A 20,787-nucleotide genomic window follows, 5' to 3' on the forward strand; every position below is an offset into this window, starting at 1 on the left:
TTTGGGCATCTGTCGGTTGTCAGGGCTGGCGCAAGCCAGTTCGGATGGCAGAGAGTTCTGCGCAACGCAACGCGCGTACTGGGAACCCCACGAAGGTGAACGCGCAAGCCGACCGCTCGATCCATGCGAAGCCCATCCCGCATGGAGGCAGTGCCCGTGCACGACGCACTGCCGCGACCACCTGCTCCTAGCACCTCCGCACGTCCGCAGCCGTACCGCCGAACCGGCGCCCGGCACCCGTGGGCCGGCCACCGTCGGCGAGGGGACCAACTGACCATGACCGCACCCATCACTACCGCCGGGAACGAACCCGAGGCACCCGCCTCCCCGAGCCCGGCCAAGACGATCGAGGGCCGCTCCCTCGGTCGGATCGCCTGGACCCGCTTCAAGCGGGACAAGGCCGCTGTCGCCGGCGGCATCGTGGTGATCCTGCTGATCCTCCTGGCCGTCCTGTCCGGGCCGTTGAAGTCGCTGTTCGGGCTCGACCCGGACCAGCCCAACCCGGACCTGCTGGACGCCAACCTCGGCGGACTCCCGCTCGGGGACTGGGGAGGGATGAGCGGGGACCACCTGCTCGGCGTCGACCCCCTGCAGGGCCGTGACCTTCTCGCCCGCGTGGTCGACGGCTCCTGGGTCTCCCTGCTGGTCGCCTTCGGCGCGACCCTGCTGTCCAACACCATCGGCACCGTGCTCGGCGTGATGGCCGGTTACTACGGCGGCTGGGTGGACACCCTGATCAGCCGGCTGATGGACGTCTTCCTGGCGTTCCCGCTGCTGCTGTTCGCCATCGCGATCTCGGCCTCGCTCCAGGGCGGCGCGTTCGGCCTGCACGGCCTCCCGCTGCACATCCTGGTGCTGATCTTCGTGATCGGCTTCTTCAACTGGCCCTACATGGGCCGGATCGTGCGCGGACAGACCCTCTCGCTGCGCGAGCGGGAGTTCGTGCACGCGGCCCGCAGCCTCGGTGCCCGCGGCCCCTTCATCCTGTTCAAGGAGCTGCTGCCCAACCTGGTCGGCCCGATCCTGGTCTACTCGACCCTGCTGATCCCGACCAACATCCTCTTCGAGGCCGGGCTGAGCTTCCTCGGCGTCGGTATCCAGCCCCCGCAGTCCTCCTGGGGCGGCATGCTCGCCGACGCGAAGAACTACTACCAGGTGGACCCCCAGTACATGGTGGTCCCCGGTGTCGCGATCTTCATCACCGTGCTCGCGTTCAACCTGCTCGGCGACGGGCTGCGTGACGCCCTCGATCCCAAGAGCAACTGACCCGAGAGCAACTGACCCGAGCGTCAGGCCCTCCCTCCTCCACATCCTCAAGGGGTTGATCTCACCCATGCGTAGGTCCCGTACCGCCGTGCTGACCGCCGTGGCTGCCGCCGCGGTCCTGGTCGTCACCGGCTGCTCCTCCAGCTCGAAGAGCAGCGGTGGCAGTTCCTCCTCGGCCGGCTCCAACGACAGCAGCGGCGGCGGCGCCGACGCGGCCACCAAGCAGATCGTCAACGCCTCGGACAAGAAGGGCGGGACGGTCACCTACGAGATGAAGGGCACCCCGGACTCCCTCGACCCGGGCAACACGTACTACGCGTACATCTACAACTTCTCGCGCCTGTACGGCCGTCCGCTGACCACCTTCAACCCGGCGGCCGGCGCCGACGGCAACAAGCTGGTCCCGGACCTCGCCGAGTCGCTGGGCCAGGTCAGCCCGGACGGCCTGACCTGGACGTACAAGCTGCGCAAGGGCCTCAAGTACGACGACGGCACCCCGATCTCCTCCAAGGACGTCAAGTACGCCGTGGAGCGCTCGAACTACGCGCCCGAGGTGAACTCCAACGGCCCGACGTACTTCCACGACAACCTGGTCGACAACCCGGACAAGTACCAGGGCCCGTACAAGGACAAGACCGGCGACCTCAAGTCGATCGAGACGCCGGACGACACCACGATCGTCTTCCACCTGCAGCACCCCTTCGCCGACTTCGACTACCTGGTCAGCGCCCCGCAGACCGTGCCGGTCCCGCAGGCCAAGGACACCGGTGCCGACTACGTGAAGCACATCGCGGCCTCGGGCAGCTACAAGTTCGAGTCCTACGACGACGGCAAGGGGGCCGTGCTGGTCCCGAACCCCAACTGGGACCCGAGCACCGACCCGATCCGCAAGCAGCTCGCGGACAAGATCGTGCTCAAGATGAACATCGACCAGGCCACCATCGACAAGGACCTGATCGCCGGCAACGCCCAGGTCGACCTGGTGGGCGGCGGCGTCGACCCGCAGACCCAGGCGCAGATCCTGCGCGACCCGAAGCTCAAGGCCAAGACCGACAACGCCTACGGCGGCCGCCTGGTCTACATGGCGATCAACAGCAAGGTCGCGCCGTTCGACAACATCGACTGCCGCAAGGCCGTCCAGTTCGCGATCGACAAGGTCGCGGTGCAGACCGCGCTCGGCGGCCCGATCCGCGGCCAGGTGGCCAGCACCGTGCTCCCGCCGGACATCCCGGGCCACCAGGACTTCAACCTGTACGAGACCCCGGGCAACAAGGGTGACCAGGCCAAGGCCAAGGACGCCCTGAAGGCCTGCGGCAAGGACGGCGGCTTCAAGACCGTGCTGTCCGCCCGCACCGAGCGCGCGACCGAGGTCGCCGCGGCCACCGCGATCCAGGCGCAGCTGAAGAACATCGGCATCGACGCGGAGATCCAGCAGTTCCCGCAGGGCAAGTACCTGACGGACTCGGCCGGTGCCCCGCAGTACACCGAGGACCACAACATCGGTCTGATGATGATGCAGTGGGGCGCCGACTGGCCGACCGGCTACGGCTTCCTGCAGCAGATCGTCGACGGCCGCGCGATCAAGGCCTCCGGCAACAGCAACCTGGCCCAGCTGAACGACCCGGCCGTCAACAAGATGATCGACGACGCCGCGGTCAACCCGGACCGGGCCGGCCGCGAGAAGCTCTACGGCGACATCGACAAGAAGGTCATGGAGTCCGCGGTGTACGTCCCGCTGACCGACTTCAAGGTCTTCCTGTACCGCCCGGACAGCGCGACCAACATCGCCTCCACCCCGGCCTTCTCGGGTGAGTACGACTACCTGAACATCGGCACCACCAAGTAAAGAGCCTGGCTCCGCATCCCTGAAGGCAGGTGAAGGCAGCGGCGCCCGCCGCCGTCCGGCAGATCCCGGACGGCGGCGGGCCGCCGGAGCCGCCCAACTGTGTTTGCCTACATCATCCGCAGGATCCTCGCGGCCGCGGCGCTGCTGGTCGTCGTCAGCGCGGTCACCTTCGCGATCTTCTTCCTGCTCCCGCGCATCGCCGGCGAGACCACCGACCAGCTGGCCGCGCAGTACATCGGGAAGAACCCCTCGCCCGAGGCGATCCAGGCGGTCAAGCAGAACCTCGGCTTCGACCAGCCGCTGTACACCCAGTACTGGAACTTCCTGAAGGCGCTGGTCAGCGGCGCCGAGTACAAGTTCGGCCCGGAACCGGCCACCTGCCACGTGCCCTGCTTCGGCTACTCCTTCAAGAACCACCTGGAGGTCTGGCCGGAGATGACCAGCCGGATCCCGGTCACCATCTCGCTCGCCATCGGCGCGGCCGTGCTCTGGCTGATCTCCGGCGTCACCACCGGCGTGATCTCCGCCCTCAAGCCGCGGTCGATCTTCGACCGGCTGTCCATGGGCATCGCCCTGGCCGGCGTCTCGCTGCCGGTCTTCTTCACCGGCGCCCTGCTGCTGACCCTGTTCAGCTACGAGTGGCCGATCCTGGACAACCTGGAGTACGTCGACTTCACCGCCGACCCGCTGATGTGGGCCCGCAACCTGATCCTCCCGTGGATCTCGCTGGCCTTCCTCTACTCCGCGCTCTACGCCCGGCTCACCCGCGCCGGGATGCTGGAGACGATGAGCGAGGACTACATCCGCACCGCCCGGGCTAAGGGCCTGGTCGAGCGCAAGGTGGTGGTCAAGCACGGGCTGCGCTCCGCGCTCACCCCGATCGTCACCATCTTCGGCATGGACCTCGGCCTGCTGCTCGGCGGTGCGCTGATCACCGAGCAGGTCTTCTCGCTCAAGGGCATCGGCCAGTTCGCCGTCCAGGCGATCTCCGACAACGACCTGCCCAAGATCCTCGGCGTCACCCTGCTCGCCGCCTTCTTCATCGTCGTCTGCAACCTCGTGGTCGACCTCCTGTACGCGCTCGTCGACCCCCGCGTGAGGCTCTCGTGACCGACCTCCAGAAGACCCCGGCGGACGCAGCTCCCGCTCCTCTGGGAGACCCCTTCCTGTCCGTCCGCGACCTGCGGATCCACTTCGACACCGACGACGGCCTGGTCCGCTCGGTGGACGGGGTCAGCTTCGACCTGCACAAGGGCCGCACCCTGGGCATCGTCGGCGAGTCCGGCTCCGGCAAGTCCGTCACCTCACTCGGCATCATGGGCCTGCACCGCTCGAAGCGGGCCCGGATCAGCGGCGAGATCCGGCTGGACGGCGAGGACCTGATCGCGGCCGGACCGGACCGGGTGCGCCAACTGCGCGGCCGCGAACTGGCGATGATCTTCCAGGACCCGTTGACCGCGATGCACCCCTACTACACCGTCGGCGCGCAGATCGTCGAGGCGTACCGGGTGCACCACCCGCGGGCCACCAAGAAGCAGGCCAGGACCCGCGCGATCGAGATGCTCGACCGGGTCGGCATCCCGCAGCCCGACCGCCGGCTGGACGACTACCCGCACCAGTTCTCCGGCGGCATGCGCCAGCGCGCGATGATCGCCATGGCCCTGGTCAACGACCCCTCGCTGCTGATCGCCGACGAGCCCACCACCGCCCTGGACGTCACCGTCCAGGCGCAGATCCTGGACCTCATCCGTGACCTCCAGCAGGAGTTCGGCTCCGCCGTCATCATCATCACCCACGACCTCGGGGTGGTCGCCGAGCTCGCCGACGACATCCTGGTCATGTACGGCGGCAAGTGCATCGAGCGCGGTCCCGCCGAGAGCCTCTTCGACGCGCCGGAACACCCCTACACCTGGGGCCTGTTGGGCTCGATGCCGCGCCTGGACCGGGAACTGCAGGAACGGCTCGTGCCGGTCAAGGGCACCCCGCCCAGCCTGATCAACGTGCCGTCCGGCTGCGCCTTCCACCCGCGCTGCCCGTACGCCGCCCTCACCGGAGGGCGCTCCGCGAGCGAGGTCCCGGTGCTGACCGAGGCCGTGCCCGGGCACGTCGCGGCCTGCCACCTGCCGGTCGGCGAACGGCACCGCATCTTCGCCGAAGAGATCGCGCCCAGGCTGTGAGCCCGGCCTCGTACCACCTTTCTGGAGAGAACCGATGACGGACACTCAGGGGGCCACGATCCCTTCGCCGGCGCCCGCCCCCGACCGCGAGCCGCTGCTGAAGGTGACCGGCCTGACCCGGCACTTCCCGATCCGCGGCGGACTGCTGCGGCGCCAGACCGGCGCGGTGCGGGCCGTCGACGGCATCGACTTCACCGTCAACGCCGGCGAGACGCTGGGTGTCGTCGGCGAGTCCGGCTGCGGCAAGTCCACCATGGGGCGGCTGGTCACCCGGCTCGACGAACCCACCGGCGGGACGATCGAGTTCGAGGGCATCGACATCAGCCACCTGGGGGCCGGCGCGATGCGGCCGCTGCGCCGCGACATCCAGATGATCTTCCAGGACCCGTACTCCTCGCTGAACCCCCGGCACACCGTCGGCACCATCGTCAGCGCGCCGTTCAAGCTCCAGGGCGTCCAGCCGGAGGGCGGCGTCAAGAAGGCCGTCCAGGAACTGCTGGAGCTGTGCGGGCTCAGCCCCGAGCACTACAACCGCTACCCGCACGAGTTCTCCGGCGGCCAGCGCCAGCGCATCGGCATCGCCCGGGCGCTCGCGCTCAAGCCGAAGATGATCATCGCGGACGAGCCGGTCTCGGCCCTGGACGTGTCGATCCAGGCGCAGGTGGTCAACCTGCTGGACGACCTCCAGCAGGAGCTGGGCCTGACCTACCTGATCATCGCGCACGACCTCTCGGTGGTCCGGCACGTCTCCGACCGGGTGGCGGTGATGTACCTCGGCAAGATCGTCGAGATCGCCGACCGCGACTCGCTCTACCGCAGCCCGATGCACCCGTACACCAACGCCCTGATGTCGGCCGTCCCGGTGCCCGACCCGCGCCGGCGCCAGCAGGGCGGGCGCGAGCGGATCCTGCTCAAGGGCGACGTGCCCTCGCCGATCAACCCGCCCAGCGGTTGCCGGTTCCGGACCAGGTGCTGGAAGGCGCAGGACGTCTGCGCCTCGCAGGAGCCGCCGCTGGCGGCGCTGAAGACCGGGCACCAGGTGGCTTGTCACTTCCCGGAGCGGAGCGAGGGGAACGGTTAGGCACAGCCCGGAGCGGAGCGAGGGGAACGGTTAGGCACAGCCCGGAGCGGAGCGAGGGGAACGGTTAGGCACAGCCCGGAGAACCTGGAGATCCCGGAGAACAAGGACTGAGCGGACGGTGGGCGGAGGGGAGGTTCCGCGCAGGTCATAGTTGTGTGGTGACCTCGCAGATCTTCCCCTCCGACGTGCAGCAGTCGCTGGACCTCGTCGGCATCTTCGTCTTCGCGCTCTCCGGAGCGCTGCTCGCCGTCCGCAAGAACATGGACATCTTCGGGATCTGCGTCCTGGCCGAGGTCACGGCGCTCGGCGGCGGGGTGATGCGCGACCTGGTGATCGGCGCGACCCCGGTGGCCGCCTTCACCAACCTCGGCTACTTCCTCACCCCGCTGGCCGCCGGGCTGGTGGTGTTCTTCCTGCACCCCGAGGTCGAGCGGATCAACCGGGCGGTGCAGGCCCTGGACGCCCTCGGCCTCGGCCTGTTCTGCGTCACCGGCACCGCCAAGGCGCACGACTACGGGCTGGGAGCGGTCGCCGCCGTCGCGCTCGGCATGGTGACCGCGGCCGGCGGCGGGGTGATCCGCGACGTCCTGGCCGGGGAGATCCCCTCGCTGCTGCGCTGGGACCGCGAGATCTACGCCGTCCCGGCCCTGGTCGGCGCCGCCCTGGTGGCCGTGCTGATCGGCGCGAACCGGCTCACCGGCGCCACCGGCACCGCCGCCGCGCTCACCGCCTTCGGGCTCCGGATGCTGGCCCTGAAGTACGGCTGGCGTGCCCCGCGGGCCTGGCACCGCAACGGTTCTCGCACCAGCGAGGAGTAGGCGAGCCGCCGTACGCGAGCGAGATCGCCTCGGCCGTGCAGAGCAGCTCCGGCAGCATCCGGGCCAGCTCCGCCGGCGGCACCTGGCCGGCCGGGGCGCTCAGCGCGCAGGCCGCGACCGTCCGCCCGCCGATGCCCGCGACCGGCGCGGCCACACAGGTCACCGGCTCCCGGTGCTCGGCCGACTCGGCCGCCCAGCCCCGGCGGCGCACCGCCGCCAGCTCGGGCGGCAGCTCCTCCTCGCGGGCGCCGTCGGCCGGCAGCCCGGCGAGCAGCACCCGCCCGACGGCCGTCCCGGTCACCGGGGCGCGCCGGCCGATCCTGGGCGGCCGGGCGGCCGACGGCCCGGCCACCTCGTCCAGGTAGAGCACCTCGCCGTCCTGCAGCACGGCCAGTTGGACGGTGTAGCCGCAGCGGGCGTTCAGCGCGGCCAGGTAGGGCGCGGCCACCTGCCGGACGTCGAAGTCCTCCAGCGCCCGGTGCGCCAGCGACAGCACCCGGCCGCCGACCCGGTAGCGCAGGTCGGGCTGGCGCCGGACGAAACCGTGCTCCTCCAGCGTGCGCAGCAGGCGCAGCGCGGTGGACTTGTGCACCCCGAGGCGGCTCGCGGCCTGCTCCAGCGAGAGCGGCCCGTCGTCGAGCGAGCCGAGCAGGGTCAGCGCGCGGTCGACCGACTGCGACATGGTGCCCCCCTGGACTGGCTTGAGAAGTGTTCGTCAGGCTAACCGCTGCCCGGCGCAGTGGTACAAACCAGTGCCGGACGCCGGCGTCCGGCGGGTGGCCGGATCGGTGCAGGCTCCGGATCGGTCCCGCCGGGGCTCCCTCTACAATCGGGGGGTTATGCCATACCTGGACCATGCGGCGACCACGCCGATGCTGCCCGAGGCGATCGCCGCGATGACGGCGCACCTGGGGGTGGTCGGCAACGCCTCGGCCCTGCACGCGGCCGGCCGCCGGGCCCGCCGGGTGGTCGAGGAGGCCCGCGAGTCGCTGGCCGAGTCGCTGGGTGCCCGCCCCAGCGAGATCGTCTTCACCGGCGGCGGCACCGAGTCCGACAACCTGGCGGTCAAGGGCCTGTACTGGGCCCGCCGGGACGCCGACCCGGCCCGAACCCGGGTGCTGTGCAGTCCGGTCGAGCACCACGCGGTGCTGGACGCGGTGCACTGGCTGTCCGAGCACGAGGGCGCCGAGGTCGAGTACCTGCCGGTGGACGCGCTGGGCCGGGTGCACCCCGAGGCGCTGCGCTCCTCGATCGAGCGCGACCCCTCCTCCGTCGCCCTGGTCACCGTGATGTGGGCCAACAACGAGGTCGGCACCGTCCAGCCGGTGCGCGAACTCGCCGCCGTGGCAACCGAGTACGGCATCCCGATGCACGCCGACGCGGTGCAGGCGCTGGGGCAGGTCCCGGTGGACTTCGCCGACTCGGGGCTCACCGCGCTCACCGTCACCGGGCACAAGATCGGCGGCCCGTTCGGCATCGGCGCGCTGCTGCTCTCCCGCGGTGCCACGCCCGTACCGCTGCTGCACGGCGGCGGCCAGGAACGGGACGTCCGCTCCGGCACGCTGGACGCCCCCGCCGCCGCCGGCTTCGCGGCCGCCGCGGCGCTCGCCGTCGAGCGGCGGGCGGAGCACGCGGAGACGCTGGGCGCGCTGCGCGACGAACTGGTCGCCGGAGTGCTGGCCGCCGTCCCGGACGCCGTGCTCAACGGCGACCCGGCGGAGGAGGGCCGGCTGCCCGCCAACGCCCACTTCTCCTTCCACGGCTGCGAGGGCGACGCCCTGCTGATGCTGCTGGACGCCCAGGGCATCGAGTGCTCCACCGGCTCGGCCTGCTCGGCCGGGGTGCCGCAGCCCAGCCACGTGCTGCTCGCGATGGGCGTCGACCCGCTGCTGGCCCGCGCCTCGCTGCGGTTCTCGCTCGGGCACACCTCGGTGCGGGCTGACGTCACGGCGCTGGTGGAGGCCATCGCCCCGGCGGTGCGGCGGGCGCGCAACGCGGGACTGGCGTCCGTACGGCGCTGACGGCGGGTTCCCCGGCTCCCGGCGGCTTCCCGGGCTCCCGTCGGCTTCCCGTGCTTTCCCCGGCTTTCCTCGGCTTCCGGGAACAGTCGGGCCACCCCGTACCCTTGTTGCCATCATGACTGACTTCCCGGGTGCCCCGACCACTCCGTCCACCGGCCGTCTGCGCGTGCTCGCGGCGATGTCCGGCGGAGTCGACTCCGCCGTCGCCGCCGCCCGCGCCGTCGAAGCCGGCCACGAGGTGACCGGCGTCCACCTGGCGCTGTCCGCCAACCCGCAGTCCTTCCGGACCGGGGCGCGCGGCTGCTGCACCATCGAGGACTCCCGGGACGCCTGGCGGGCCGCCGACGTGATCGGCATCCCCTTCTACGTCTGGGACCTCGCCGAGCGCTTCCGCGAGGACGTGATCGACGACTTCGTCGCCGAGTACGCGGCCGGGCGCACCCCGAACCCGTGCCTGCGCTGCAACGAGAAGATCAAGTTCGCCGCGCTGCTGGACAAGGCGATCGCGCTCGGCTTCGACGCCGTCTGCACCGGCCACTACGCCCGCATCGTCGACCTGCCCTCCGGCGAGCGCGAACTGCACCGCGCCGTGGACGCCGCCAAGGACCAGTCCTACGTCCTCGGCGTGCTGGACTCCGACCAGCTCGCCCACTCGCTCTTCCCGCTCGGTGACACCACCAAGGAGCAGATCCGCGAGGAGGCCGAGCGCCGCGGCCTGGCCGTCGCCAAGAAGCCCGACAGCCACGACATCTGCTTCATCGCCGACGGCGACACCCAGGGCTTCCTGGCACAGCACCTCGGCACCGCCACCGGCGACATCCTCGACGTCGACGGCACCAAGCTCGGCGAGCACGACGGCGCCTACGGCTTCACCATCGGCCAGCGCAAGGGCCTGCGGATCGGCCGCCCGGCCGCCGACGGCAAGCCCCGCTACGTCCTCGACATCTCGCCGGTGAACAACACCGTCACCGTCGGCCCGGTCGAGGGCCTGGACGTCACCGCCCTGACCGCCATCCGCCCCCGCTGGTGCGGCACCGAGGCGCTGGTCGAGGGCCGCTACACCGCCCAGCTCCGCGCCCACGGGGAGGAGGTGCCCGTCACCGCCGCCATGGTCGACGGCACTCTCCACGTCCGCCTCGACACCCCCGCCCGAGGCATCGCCCCCGGCCAGGCCGTCGTCCTCTACGACGGCACCCGGGTCATCGGCTCCGCCACCATCGCCACCACCGAACGCCCGGCGGTGCCCGCCTGAGTGGGCCACGGGCGAGTCATCCGGAGGGATGACGGCGCTGGACCCGGCGGATGACCGGGGCCGCAGATGGCATTCGGCGGGCTGATTCGGGGGGCCGGGGCCCGAACATACCGTCGGGGGCATGAACCGAACCCGTCGCATCGCGGCCGTCGCCGCCCTCGTGCTCGCCCTTCCGCTGCCGCTCGCCGGGGCCGCGTCGGCCTCGCCCGCGCCCACCCGCACCGCGCCCGTCGCCGCCGTCGGCACCCCCGCCGCCTTCCACGGGGAACTGCCCCGGCCGACCGGGCCGTACGCGGCCGGCGAGGAGGTGCTGCGGCTGACCGACCGGAACCGCACCGACCCGTGGGTGCCCTCGGCCGGGCCGCGGCAGCTGGCGGTGTCGATGTTCTACCCGGCCCGGCAGGGCACCGGGGAGCCGGCTCCGTACATGACCCCCGCCGAGGCGCAGGGCTTCATCGCGACCAGGGTCCCGGCGGGCACCGGGGCGCAGCCGCAGGACCTGGTGGGCACCAGGACGTACGCCTACACCGGGGCGAAGGCCGTCGGCGGGAAGTTCCCGCTGGTGGTCCTCTCGCCCGGCTTCGAGAACCCCCGCGCCACGCTGACCGGCCTGGCGACCGACCTGGCCGGCCGCGGCTACGTGGTCGCCCTGGTCGGCCACACCTACGAGGACTCCGGCGAGACGCTGGCCGACGGCACCACCCCGGGCTGCGCACTGTGCGACACCGGCGCCCCGGACTCGCTGCCGGACAGCCGGGCGAAGGACGTGTCCTTCGTCCTGGACCAGCTGACCGGGCAGCACCCGGTCTGGCGGCTCTCCCACCTCATCGACCGCGACCGCATCGGGATGGCCGGGCACTCGATCGGCGGCGCGTCCACGCTGAACGCGATGGCCGAGGACCGGCGGATCCTTGCCGGGGTGAACATGGACGGGGAGTTCCACCCGCCCGTCCCGGCCGACGGCCTCCACGGCCGCTCGTTCCTGCTGCTCGGCAAGCAGAGCGACCACGCCGTCGGCGGCGAGGAGACGTCCTGGGGCGAGACCTGGGCGGGCTGGGGCGGCTACAAGCCCTGGCTGGCCGTCGCGGGCACCAACCATGCCGGCTTCACGGACGTCCCGGTGCTGGCCGCCGAGCTCGGCCTGCCGTCCCCTCCCGGGACGACCACCTCGCCGGCGCGCGGGATGCAGCTGACCCGGGAGTACGTCGGGGCGTTCTTCGACCAGACCCTCAAGGGCGTCCACCAGCCCCTGCTGGACGGCCCCTCGGCCGCGAACCCGGAGGTGCTGTTCCAGCACCCGTGACCGGCGGCCGGGCCCGGGACGCAATGCCGGTGAGCGGGCGCGGCCGGGCGTGATAGACCAGTCGGCATCATGAATATCTGCGTCTTCTGCTCCGCGTACTCGCTCGACGACCGTTACTCCGCCCCCGCCGCCGAGTTCGCCCGGCTCCTCGGGGAGGGCGGGCACACCCTGGTGTGGGGCGGCTCCAACGCCGGGCTGATGGGCCTGCTCGCCGACGAGGTGAAGGCGGCGGGCGGCCAACTCGTCGGGGTGATGGTCGAGATGCTCAAGCACAAGGGCTACGTCGGCGCCGACGAACTGGTGATGACCGCCGACCTGGCCGAGCGCAAGCGGGAGTTGGCCGCACGGGCGGACGCCGTCGTGGTGCTGGTCGGCGGGCTGGGCACGATGGACGAGGTCACCGAGGTGCTGGAGCTCAAGAAGCACGGGATCTTCGACAAGCCGGTGGTCGTCCTGGACACCGAGGGCTTCTACGCGGGCCTGCGCACCCAGTTGGAGCGGATGGACGCCGAGGGCTTCCTGCCGCGCCCGCTCGCCGAGCTGATCGGCTTCGCCGACACGCCCGCCGAGGTGTTTACGCTGCTCAAGGCCTGAGAGGATCGGGGCCATGGCTGCACATCTGATCACCGGCGCCGGCTCCGGCATCGGCGCCGTCCTGACCGAGAAGCTCGCCGAGCGCGGGGACGAGCTCTGGCTGCTCGCCCGGGACGCCCGGCGGGCCGGCGAACTGCGCGACCGCTTCCCGGGCGCCCGCACCCTGGTCGGGGACCTCGGCGACCCGGGCAAGCTGTCCTGGGCCTTCGGGCACCAGGCGCTGCCCGTCGAGCTGGACTCGCTGCTGCACGTCGCCGGCACGGTGGAGCTGGGCACCGTGGGCGACCTGCCGGTGAAGGCCTGGCAGGACACCCTGAACGTCAACCTGGTCGCTCCCGCCGAGCTGACCCGGCTGCTGCTGCCCTCGCTGCGCCTGGTCAAGGGCCACGTGGTGTTCGTCAACTCCGGCGCCGGCCTCACCGCCCACGCCGAGTGGTCGGCGTACGCGGCCAGCAAGCACGGCCTGAAGGCGCTGGCCGACGCGCTGCGCCAGGAGGAGCACCCGAACGGCGTGCGGGTCACCTCGGTCTACCCGGGCCGCACCGCCACCGCGATGCAGGCCAAGGTGCACCAGCAGGAGGGCAAGGAGTACGACGCCGACCGCTGGATCGATCCGGAGTCCGTCGCCAGGGCCGTCCTCGCCGCCCTGGACGCCTCCCGGGACGCCGAGATCACCGACATCACCGTCCGCCCCGGGCGCTGACCGACGGAGCGGTGCCGCGCACTAGGCTCGGGCGGGTGAGTACCGGACATCCCTTCCCCGACCTGCGCGGCGCCGCCACCGGCGTCGGCTCGCTGCCCGGCACCGACGCCCGGGAGGCCGCCAAGACCGCCACCGGCGCGCTGGAGCACCTGCCCTTCCTGCCCGAGCTGCCCGCGCGCGGCCCGGGCGCCGACATGATCGGCCGCGGCGCCGGCCTGCTGGTCGAGCTGTTCGCGCAGACCGAGCCCAGCGGCTGGCGGTTCGCCGACCGCCCCGGCCGGGACACCCGGCGGGCCCACTCCTGGCTCGGCGAGGACCTGGACGCCCTGGAGGAGTTCACCCAAGGCCACCAGGGCGCGCTCAAGGTCCAGGCGGTCGGCCCGTGGACGCTCGCGGCGAGCATCGAGCTCAGGCACGGCGAGAAGGCGCTCGCCGACCCGGGCGCCTGCCGGGACATCGCCGGCTCGCTCACCGAGGGCCTGCGTCGCCACCTCGCCGAGGTCCGCAAGCGGATCCCGGGCGCCGAGGTGGTGCTCCAGCTGGACGAGCCCTCGCTGCCCGCCGTGCTGGCCGGGTCGGTGAAGACCGCCAGCGGTTTCCAGCGGCTGCGCGCGGTGGACCGGCAGGTCGCCGAGGAGGTGCTGCGGGAGCTGATCCGCGGCCTGGACGCGCCGGTCGTGGTGCACTCCTGCGCCCCGGACGTCCCGGTCCCGCTGCTGCGCCGGGCCGGGGTCGCCGGGATCTCGCTGGACTTCTCGCTCCTCACCGAGCGCCAGGACGACGACCTGGGCGAGGCGGTGGAGGGCGGCACGGTGATCCTCGCTGGTGTCGTCCCCTCCACTGACCAGGCGGTGTCCGACCCGGCCGGTAGTGTCCAGGGAGTCAGGACCTTGTGGCGCAGGCTCGGGTTCGCTCCGGAGCTGCTGGGCCGTCGTGTGCTGGTGACGCCGACCTGCGGTCTGGCCGGGGCCTCCCCGGCGTACGCGCGCAGGGCGTTGTCGCTCGCGGCGCGGGCGGCGCAGAGCCTGGTGGACAACCCGGAATGAGAACGTAGGAGGGCTTGCGGTGACGGCTGTCGAGGGCTGGGAGGACGTCCCGGCGGAGGTGCGCCGGCGGCACGCCGAGTTGGCGAAGGAGATCACCGACCACCGCACCCGGTACTACGAGCAGGACGCGCCGGTCGTCAGCGACGCCGAGTTCGACGCCCTGATGCGCGAGCTGGAGTCGCTGGAGGCCGAGCACCCTGCCCTGGTGACGCCGGACTCGCCGTCCCAGCGGGTCGGCGGCGCGCCCACCGCGCTGTTCGCCGAGGTCGAGCACCGCGAGCGGCTGCTCAGCCTGGACAACGCGATGGACGACGAGGAGCTCGGCGCCTGGGCGGACCGGGTCGCCACCGAGCTGGCGGGCATCGAGTACCACTACCTGTGCGAGCTCAAGGTGGACGGCCTGGCCGTCAACCTCACGTACGAGAACGGCCAGTTGGTGCAGGCGGCGACCCGCGGCGACGGCCGGGTCGGCGAGGACATCACCGCCAACGTCCGCACCATCAAGGAGATCCCGCACCGGCTCAAGGGCGAGAACGTCCCCGAGCTGGTGGAGATCCGCGGCGAGGTCTACTTCCCGACCGAGGAGTTCCTCGCGCTCAACGCCTCCTTCTCGGAGGAGAACGAGCGCCGACGGCAGGAGAACGAGGAGCGCGCCAAGGAGGGCAAGCGGCCCCGGGCGATGATCCGGCTGTTCATGAACCCCCGCAACGCCGCCGCCGGTTCGCTGCGCCAGAAGGACCCGCACGTCACCGCGTCCCGGCCGCTGCACATGGTGGTGCACGGCATCGGCGCCCGGGTCGGCTTCGACATCGACAACCAGTCGCACGCCTACCGGCTGCTGCACGACTGGGGCCTGCCCACCGCCCGGCACAACGAGGTGGTCGGCACGCTGGCCGAAGTCCGGGCGTTCATCAAGCACTTCGGCGAGCAGCGGCACTCGGTCGAGCACGAGATCGACGGCGTCGTGGTCAAGGTGGACGAGATCGCCCTGCAGGGCCGGCTCGGCGCCACCTCCAAGTCCCCGCGCTGGGCGATCGCCTGGAAGTACCCGCCGGAGGAGGTCACCGGCAAGCTGGCGGAGATCAAGGTCGGAATCGGCCGTACCGGCCGGGCCACCCCGTACGCGGTGCTGGCCGAGCCGGTGAAGGTGGCCGGCTCGATGGTGCAGTACGCGACGCTGCACAACCAGGAGATCGTCAAGGCCAAGGACGTCCTGCTGGGCGACACCGTGGTGCTGCGCAAGGCCGGCGACGTGATCCCGGAGATCCTCGGCCCGGTCTACGACCTGCGGGACGGCACCGAGCAGGCCTTCGTGATGCCATCGCACTGCCCGGAGTGCGCCGCCGAGCTGCGTCCGATGTCCGAGGGGGACATCGACCTGCGCTGCCCGAACGCCCAGCACTGCCCGGCCCAGATCCGGGAGCGGATCGCCTTCCTCGGTGGGCGGCAGTGCCTGGACGTCGAGGGGCTCGGCTACGTGGCGGCCACCGCGCTGACCCAGCCGCTGGAGCCGGCCGAGGCGCCGGTGGGCAACGAGGGCGACGTCTTCGGTCTGACGGAGCAGCAGCTGCTGCCGATCAAGGTGCTGGTGCGCGACCAGAAGACCGGCATGCCCAAGCTGGACGACAAGACGGGCAAGGAGAAGGAGGTCTTCTTCTTCGCGACCACCAAGGGCGAGCCCAAGAAGTCGCTGCAGACCCTGCTGGACAACCTGGAGGGGGCGAAGGACCGCCCGCTCTGGCGCTTCCTCAACGGCCTGTCGATCCGGCACGTCGGCCCGGTCGCGGCGCAGGAGCTGGCCCGGGAGTTCCGTGACCTGGACCGGATCTTCTCGGCCACCGAGGAGGAGCTGGCGGCGGTCGAGGGCGTCGGTCCGACCATCGCCCGCTCGATCAAGGAGTGGTTCGAGGAGGAGTGGCACCGGGACATCCTGGAGAAGTGGCGCGCCGCGGGTGTGCGCTTCGTCGAGGAGTTCGCGGACGAGGAGGAGGCGGAACGTCCGCTGGAGGGGCTGACGGTGGTGGTGACCGGGACGCTGGCCGGCCACACCCGGGACGGCGCCAAGGAGGCGCTGACCTCGCGCGGAGCGAAGGTGACCGGTTCGGTTTCGAAGAAGACCGATTTTGTGGTCGCTGGTGACAACCCAGGATCGAAGTACGACAAGGCCGTTCAGCTCGGACTGCCCGTGCTGGACGACGCGGGCTTCGCCGTCCTGCTCGCCGACGGGCCGTCGGCCGCCCGCGCCCACCTGGGACTTCCGGAGCCGGAGGCCGCCGCCGAGCCCGTCGAGGCCCCCGCCGAGGGCTGATCCGGATCGGACCCGAGCGGCCGGTGGCCGGATCCGTGTTGTTATCGTCCTGATGCAACGTCACCGGGTGCCGTTCAGTGAAAGCGGGCATTGTGTCACTGTGCGACACCCGGACGCGGTGGCGCGTTTCCGGTTGTCCGAAAGTCTGCCCACCGGGTGGACCCCGGCATACCCTGGAGCGCAACAGAGTGTCAGCAGGGGTGGGGGCACCGGCTGAGCCGGTGCTCCTCGGGGTCGCTCCATGCCCGGCAGCTGTCGGTACCAGCACGGTGCCTCACCGTAAGGCGGCCTGACGGGGCGGGCCCGACGGAGGACAGGGCTTATGGATCGTACGACCGGCGGCGCGCCCACACGCCCGCCGCAGGGGGTGGCGGGTGCGGTCCTGCTGCTCGGCGTGCTGCTGGCCGGAGCCGCGCCGCTCATCCCGCTGGCCGTCCTGGTCTACCGGTACGAACCCGAACTGCTGCCGCTGTTCGCGGTCCCGCTGGCCGTCCTGGTGGCGGCCTGGCGGATCGCCCGCGACCGCGCCCGCGACCAGCTGACCGACCCCCTGACGGATCTGCCCAACCGTCAGGCCTTACTGCTGGCCGCCCAGGAGGCGATCGTCGAGCGCGAGGAGGGCTGCAGCGTCGGTCTCATCCTGCTTGACCTCGACCGCTTCCGATCACTGAACGACACACTTGGTCATACGGCCGGTGACCGCCTTCTGGTTCACATCGCCCGTCGGCTCCACCGGGCGCTGCGCTCCGGCGGCCCGGCCGGCAGCGCCACCCGGGAGTCCATCGACGACGTCTTCGCCGGCCTGCCCCGGCACTACCGGCGCGGCCGCCCGATGGTGGCCCGGATGGGCGGCGACGAGTTCGCCGTCCTGCTGCCCGGCATCAACTGCCCGGACAGCCTGGAGCGCGTCGCCAAGGCGCTGATCGCCGAACTCGCGGCGCCGATCCGGCTGGACGGGCTGCTGCTGGTGCTGGAGGCCAGCGCCGGCGTCTGCGTCTACCCGCAGGGCGCCCAGGACGCCGAATCGCTGCTGCGCCGCGCCGACGTGGCGATGGGCCACGCCCAGCGCGAGTGCAGCGGGGTGGCCCAGTACGACGAGACCCAGGACGCCGACACCCCGTACCGGATCGGCCTGCTCGGGGACCTCCGCCGGGCCCTGGAGACCGGCGAGGTTCAGCTGCACTACCAGCCGAAGGTGGCCTTCGACGGCCGGGTGGTCGGCCTGGAGGCGCTGCTGCGCTGGGAGCGGCCCGGACAGGGGAACGTCTCCCCGGACGAGTTCGTCGGGCTCGCCGAGTCCAGCGGCCTGATGCCCCGGCTCACCGACTACGTGCTGGAGGCGGCCGTCGGTCAACTCGCCTACTGGCGCGACCAGGGACTCCAGGTGCAGGTCGCGGTCAACGTCTCGCCGCGCGACGTGCTCAACCCCGGCTTCGCCCAGCGCGTCGCCGGCCACCTGGTCCGCCACCAGGTGCCGGCCCACGCGCTCCAGCTGGAGATCACCGAGCGGCTGCTGCTGGACGACTCCCGGCGCGCCGCCGACACCCTGGCCGAACTGCGCGGCTACGGCGTCGGGATGTCCCTGGACGACTTCGGCACCGGCCACTCCTCGCTGGTGCGGCTGCGCAGCCTGCCGGTCGGCGAGCTGAAGATCGACCGCTCCTTCGTCTCCCGGATGGTCGCCGACGACCACGACGCGGCGGTGGTCCGCTGCTCGGTGGAGCTGGCCCACTCGCTCGGCCTGACCGTGGTCGCCGAGGGCGTCGAGGACGACGAGACCTGGGAGCGGCTGCACTGCATGGGCGTGGACGCCGTCCAGGGCTGGCTGGTGTCGGCCGCGCTGCCCGCTGAGCAGGCCACCGCCTGGCTGCGGGTGCACCGCACCACCGGCGCCCCGACGGTGGAGCGCTTCGGTCCGGCCTCGCAGCTCCCGTCGATCATCAGGCCGGTCGACCGGTCCGCCGCGGTCAAGCCGGCGGTCAAGCCGGCGGTCCAGCCCGGCGCGCTGCCCCCGGCGCTGCCGCCGACCCTCCCGCCGGTGCTGCCGCCCGCCGTCCAGGGCGTCCAGCGCGGCCCGGCGCTGCCGGCCGCGCAGATCGGCTTCCAGGCGCCGGGTGCGCAGGGGTGGGCCCGTACCAGGCCCCAGTGAAGGTCGGTAACGGGGGCACGGCTCCACTCGTTGGCCGGTGGCCGGGCCGGGCCCCATAGGATGGGGTCCAAAGACCACGAGGACGGAGCGCCGAACCAGGCTGCTCCTGCCCGGGCCCGGCAGCGCCGCAGGCGTCGCCGGGTCTCACCAGAACTCACCCTGAGGATCGCTGCATGCCTGGCATCACGCGCGAGGAGGTCGCCCACCTCGCCCGGCTGTCGCGTCTTGAGCTGAAGCCCGAAGAGCTGGACCACTTCGCCGAGCAGCTCGACGTGATCATCGGCGCGGTCGCCCGCGTTTCCGAGGTCGCCGGACAGGACGTCCCGCCGACCTCCCACCCGCTGCCGCTGACCAACGTCATGCGCGCGGACGAGGTGCGGCCGTCGCTCACCCCGGAGCAGGCGCTGTCCGGCGCCCCCGCCGCCGAGGAGCAGCGTTTCCGTGTACCGCAGATCCTCGGGGAGGACTGACCGAGATGACCGAGCTGATCCGTTACAGCGCCGCCGAGACCGCGGGCGCCATCGCCAAGGGTGAGGTCTCCGCCGTCGAGGTCGCCCAGGCGCACCTGGACCGCATCGAGGCCGTCGACAAGAAGGTCAACGCCTTCCTGCACGTCGACACCGAGGGCGCGCTGGCCGCCGCCAAGGCCGTCGACGACAAGCGCGCCAAGGGCGAGGAGCTGGGCCCGCTGGCCGGCGTCCCGCTCGCGCTGAAGGACGTCTTCACCACCAAGGGCATCCCGACCACCTGCGGGTCCAAGATGCTGGAGGGCTGGATCCCGCCCTACGACGCCACCCTGACCACCCGTCTCAAGGACGCCGGCGTCGTCATCCTCGGCAAGACCAACATGGACGAGTTCGCGATGGGCTCCTCCACCGAGAACTCCGCCTACGGCCCGACCGGCAACCCGTGGGACCTCACCCGCATCCCCGGCGGCTCCGGCGGCGGCTCGGCCGCCGCGCTGGCCGCCTTCGAGGCCCCGCTGGCGATCGGCACCGACACCGGCGGCTCGATCCGCCAGCCCGGCGCCGTCACCGGCACCGTCGGCGTCAAGCCGACCTACGGCTCGGTGTCCCGCTACGGCCTGGTCGCGTTCTCCAGCAGCCTGGACCAGGGCGGCCCCTGCGCCCGTACGGTGCTGGACGCGGCGCTGCTGCACGAGGCCATCGCCGGGCACGACCCGCTGGACTCCACCTCGATCGACGCGCCCGTCCCGGCCGTGGTCGAGGCGGCGAGGATGCGCGACGTCCGCGGCATGCGGATCGGCGTCGTCAAGGAGTTCGCCGGCGAGGGCTACCAGACCGGCGTGATGCAGCGCTTCGACGAGTCGGTGGAGCTGCTGCGCGAGCTGGGCGCCGAGGTCGTCGAGGTGTCCTGCCCGTCCTTCACCCTGGCGCTGCCGGCGTACTACCTGATCGCGCCGTCGGAGTGCTCCTCCAACCTGGCCCGCTTCGACGCCATGCGCTACGGCCTGCGGGTCGGCGACGACGGCTCGCGCTCGGCCGAGGAGGTCACCGCGCTGACCCGCGAGGCCGGCTTCGGCGACGAGGTCAAGCGCCGCATCATCCTGGGCACCTACGCCCTCTCCTCGGGCTACTACGACGCCTACTACGGCTCGGCCCAGAAGGTCCGGACGCTGATCTCGCGCGACTTCGACGCCGCCTTCGCCGGCGTGGACGTGCTGGTCTCGCCGACCACGCCGACCACCGCCTTCCCGATCGGCGAGCGCGCCGACGACCCGATGGCGATGTACCTGGCCGACCTCTGCACGATTCCGTCCAACCTGGCGGGCAACGCGGCCATGTCGCTGCCGGTCGGCCTGGCTCCGGAGGACAATCTCCCGGTCGGCCTGCAGATCATCGCTCCCGCGATGGCGGACGACCGCCTGTACCGCGTGGGCGGCGCCGTCGAGGCCGCACTCAACGACAAGTGGGGGCACACCCTGCTGGAGGAGGTACCGGCACTGTGAGCAAGATCGAGAAGGCCAAGGCCCCGAGCTCCGTCAAGGGGTGGAAGCATTCGAAGCCCGGCCTGTGGCTGTCCATCGGCACCAGCGCGTTCGGTGCGGTCTCCATCGTCAAGGACGTCCGCAAGGCCCGCGAGGAGAGTGACACCCTCAAGCTGGTCAACGCCCTGGTCGGTGCCGCCGCGCTGATCACCGGCACGGCCCTGCTGGTCCGCGAGCTGCGCCAGCTCGGCTCCGACGACGTGCTGCTGGGCTGA

Annotated in this window: 17 protein-coding genes and 1 pseudogene; 17 read left to right on the forward strand and 1 reads right to left on the reverse strand. The window is 71.8% G+C overall.

The features are described from left to right. The first annotated feature begins 276 nt into the window (after nucleotides 1–276). The 6 genes from ACFWIS_RS03810 to ACFWIS_RS03835 all read left to right on the forward strand — a co-directional run bounded on the left by ACFWIS_RS03810 (nucleotide 277) and on the right by ACFWIS_RS03835 (nucleotide 7,188). Nucleotides 277–1,266, forward strand: a complete 990-nt coding sequence (locus ACFWIS_RS03810) for an ABC transporter permease (RefSeq protein WP_380459163.1) — start codon at nucleotides 277–279, stop codon at nucleotides 1,264–1,266. A gap of 67 nt (nucleotides 1,267–1,333) precedes the next feature. Then, complete coding sequence (locus ACFWIS_RS03815) at nucleotides 1,334–3,112, forward strand: ABC transporter substrate-binding protein (protein ID WP_380459161.1); 1,779 nt, start codon at nucleotides 1,334–1,336, stop codon at nucleotides 3,110–3,112. Nucleotides 3,113–3,211: 99 nt separating this feature from the next. Further along, a complete protein-coding gene (locus tag ACFWIS_RS03820) occupies nucleotides 3,212–4,222 on the forward strand; it encodes an ABC transporter permease (protein ID WP_380460556.1) in 1,011 nt (336 codons plus the stop codon). Beyond that, nucleotides 4,219–5,289 carry an ABC transporter ATP-binding protein gene (locus ACFWIS_RS03825; protein ID WP_380460554.1) on the forward strand — a complete coding sequence of 357 codons (1,071 nt, stop codon included), beginning with the start codon at nucleotides 4,219–4,221 and terminating at the stop codon, nucleotides 5,287–5,289. The genes ACFWIS_RS03820 and ACFWIS_RS03825 overlap by 4 nt, the downstream gene beginning before the upstream one ends. A gap of 34 nt (nucleotides 5,290–5,323) precedes the next feature. Beyond that, complete coding sequence (locus ACFWIS_RS03830) at nucleotides 5,324–6,370, forward strand: ABC transporter ATP-binding protein (RefSeq protein ID WP_380460552.1); 1,047 nt, start codon at nucleotides 5,324–5,326, stop codon at nucleotides 6,368–6,370. 158 nt (nucleotides 6,371–6,528) lie between these two features. Further along, nucleotides 6,529–7,188 carry a trimeric intracellular cation channel family protein gene (locus ACFWIS_RS03835; RefSeq protein WP_380460550.1) on the forward strand — a complete coding sequence of 220 codons (660 nt, stop codon included), beginning with the start codon at nucleotides 6,529–6,531 and terminating at the stop codon, nucleotides 7,186–7,188. Here the strand turns inward: ACFWIS_RS03835 and ACFWIS_RS03840 are convergent. Next, nucleotides 7,094–7,870 carry an IclR family transcriptional regulator gene (locus ACFWIS_RS03840; protein WP_380460548.1) on the reverse strand — a complete coding sequence of 259 codons (777 nt, stop codon included), beginning with the start codon at nucleotides 7,868–7,870 and terminating at the stop codon, nucleotides 7,094–7,096. The genes ACFWIS_RS03835 and ACFWIS_RS03840 overlap by 95 nt on opposite strands. Before the next feature lie 157 nt (nucleotides 7,871–8,027). Here ACFWIS_RS03840 and ACFWIS_RS03845 point away from each other — a divergent pair, with 157 nt between their 5' ends. The 11 genes and pseudogenes from ACFWIS_RS03845 (at nucleotide 8,028) to ACFWIS_RS03895 (ending at nucleotide 20,787) form a co-directional block, all read left to right on the forward strand. Continuing rightward, nucleotides 8,028–9,209 (forward strand): cysteine desulfurase family protein, encoded by a 1,182-nt coding sequence (locus ACFWIS_RS03845; RefSeq protein ID WP_380460546.1) that lies wholly within the window; start codon nucleotides 8,028–8,030, stop codon nucleotides 9,207–9,209. A gap of 115 nt (nucleotides 9,210–9,324) precedes the next feature. Next, complete coding sequence (gene mnmA / locus ACFWIS_RS03850) at nucleotides 9,325–10,461, forward strand: tRNA 2-thiouridine(34) synthase MnmA (RefSeq protein ID WP_380460545.1); 1,137 nt, start codon at nucleotides 9,325–9,327, stop codon at nucleotides 10,459–10,461. Between the two features lie 121 nt (nucleotides 10,462–10,582). After that, on the forward strand, nucleotides 10,583–11,764 hold the full coding sequence (locus ACFWIS_RS03855) for an alpha/beta hydrolase family protein (protein ID WP_380460543.1): 1,182 nt from the start codon (nucleotides 10,583–10,585) through the stop codon (nucleotides 11,762–11,764). Nucleotides 11,765–11,833: 69 nt separating this feature from the next. Next, nucleotides 11,834–12,358, forward strand: coding sequence for a TIGR00730 family Rossman fold protein (locus ACFWIS_RS03860; protein WP_380460541.1), 525 nt, complete (start codon nucleotides 11,834–11,836; stop codon nucleotides 12,356–12,358). 13 nt (nucleotides 12,359–12,371) lie between these two features. Next, nucleotides 12,372–13,061 (forward strand): SDR family oxidoreductase, encoded by a 690-nt coding sequence (locus ACFWIS_RS03865; protein WP_380460539.1) that lies wholly within the window; start codon nucleotides 12,372–12,374, stop codon nucleotides 13,059–13,061. 35 nt (nucleotides 13,062–13,096) lie between these two features. Next, nucleotides 13,097–14,107: a methionine synthase gene (locus ACFWIS_RS03870; RefSeq protein WP_380460537.1), complete on the forward strand. Its 1,011-nt coding sequence runs from the start codon at nucleotides 13,097–13,099 to the stop codon at nucleotides 14,105–14,107. Nucleotides 14,108–14,126: 19 nt separating this feature from the next. Further along, a complete protein-coding gene (ligA, locus tag ACFWIS_RS03875) occupies nucleotides 14,127–16,415 on the forward strand; it encodes an NAD-dependent DNA ligase LigA (protein ID WP_380460535.1) in 2,289 nt (762 codons plus the stop codon). A 358-nt stretch (nucleotides 16,416–16,773) separates the two neighbouring features. Continuing rightward, nucleotides 16,774–18,564: pseudogene (locus ACFWIS_RS03880) on the forward strand (putative bifunctional diguanylate cyclase/phosphodiesterase); the annotation flags it as partial. 173 nt (nucleotides 18,565–18,737) lie between these two features. Continuing rightward, nucleotides 18,738–19,034: an Asp-tRNA(Asn)/Glu-tRNA(Gln) amidotransferase subunit GatC gene (gatC, locus tag ACFWIS_RS03885; RefSeq protein WP_030057414.1), complete on the forward strand. Its 297-nt coding sequence runs from the start codon at nucleotides 18,738–18,740 to the stop codon at nucleotides 19,032–19,034. A 5-nt stretch (nucleotides 19,035–19,039) separates the two neighbouring features. Continuing rightward, on the forward strand, nucleotides 19,040–20,533 hold the full coding sequence (gatA, locus tag ACFWIS_RS03890) for an Asp-tRNA(Asn)/Glu-tRNA(Gln) amidotransferase subunit GatA (protein WP_380460533.1): 1,494 nt from the start codon (nucleotides 19,040–19,042) through the stop codon (nucleotides 20,531–20,533). Then, nucleotides 20,530–20,787 carry a hypothetical protein gene (locus ACFWIS_RS03895; protein ID WP_380460531.1) on the forward strand — a complete coding sequence of 86 codons (258 nt, stop codon included), beginning with the start codon at nucleotides 20,530–20,532 and terminating at the stop codon, nucleotides 20,785–20,787. The genes gatA and ACFWIS_RS03895 overlap by 4 nt, the downstream gene beginning before the upstream one ends.

This window comes from Kitasatospora sp. NPDC127060 (genome assembly GCF_042724935.1).
Classification (GTDB): Bacteria; Actinomycetota; Actinomycetes; order Streptomycetales; family Streptomycetaceae; genus Kitasatospora.